The sequence below is a fragment of the Pseudomonas sp. K8 genome (assembly GCF_014889455.1).
Classification (GTDB): domain Bacteria; phylum Pseudomonadota; class Gammaproteobacteria; order Pseudomonadales; family Pseudomonadaceae; genus Aquipseudomonas; species Aquipseudomonas veronii.
Genome location: NZ_VJWO01000119.1, coordinates 1 through 1,052, shown reverse-complemented (window position 1 = coordinate 1,052; position 1,052 = coordinate 1). Strand labels below are relative to the sequence as shown.

Genomic DNA, 1,052 nt, shown 5'->3' with positions numbered 1-1,052 from the left:
CCGGATCTTCGGAACCCGTTGCTGTGGTCGGTTCGGCGACCGGTGCATCGTTGACCGGAGTCACGGTGATAGTGCCGTTGGCTGGAGCCGAGGTCAGCGGGCTGCCGCCGTCAGCGATACCGCCGTCGGTAGCGGTGTAGGTGAAGTTCGCGGTGCCGTTGAAGTTTTCGTTTGGCTTGAAGTAAACGGTGGCTTCGCCGTTGACTGCGTCAATGGAACCGGTCACCGGTTTAGTCATCGCCGCGTCGGTGTAGAAGGTGCCGTTGGTTGGGGTGCCGACGGTGAAGGATTTCACGTCTGTCACGCCGTCTACGTCGGTCGCACTCAGTTTGACTTCGATGCCTTGAACCGGATCTTCAGAACCCGTTGCGGTGGTCGGTGCGGCGACCGGCGCATCGTTGACCGGGGTCACGGTGATAGTGCCGTTGGCCGGAGCCGAGGTCAGCGGGCTGCCGCCGTCAGCAATGCCACCGTCGGTGGCGGTGTAGGTGAAGTTCGCGGTGCCGTTGAAGTTCGCGTTCGGCTTGAAGTAAACGGTGGCTTCGCCGTTGACGGCGTCAATCGAGCCAGTCACTGGCTTGGTCATCGCCGCGTCGGTGTAGAAGGTGCCGTTGGTTGGCGTGCCGACGGTGAAGGATTTCACGTCTGTCACGCCGTCTACGTCGGTCGCGCTCAGTTTGACTTCGATGCCTTGAACCGGATCTTCGGAACCCGTTGCGGTGGTCGGTTCGGCGACCGGTGCATCGTTGACCGGAGTCACGGTGATAGTGCCGTTAGCTGGGGTCGAAGTCAGCGGGTTGCTGCCGTCAGCATTACCGCTGTCGGTCGCGGTATAGGTGAAGTTCGCCGTGCCGTTGAAGTTTTCGTTCGGCTTGAAGTAAACCGTGGCTTCGCCGTTGACTGCGTCAATCGAGCCGGTTACCGACTTGGTCATGGCCGCGTCGGTATAGAACGTGCCATTGGTTGGCGTGCCGACGGTGAACGATTTCACGTTCTCCACGCCATCGATATCAGTGGCGGAAAGCTTGACTTCGATGCCGTGGGCCGGATCT

The 1,052-nt window shown here is 60.6% G+C and carries 1 protein-coding gene; it reads right to left on the bottom strand.

What is annotated here, in order from left to right:
- Positions 1-1,052 (bottom strand): tandem-95 repeat protein (locus INT12_RS30460; RefSeq protein WP_193059176.1); only part of this gene is annotated, 1,052 nt, incomplete at both ends.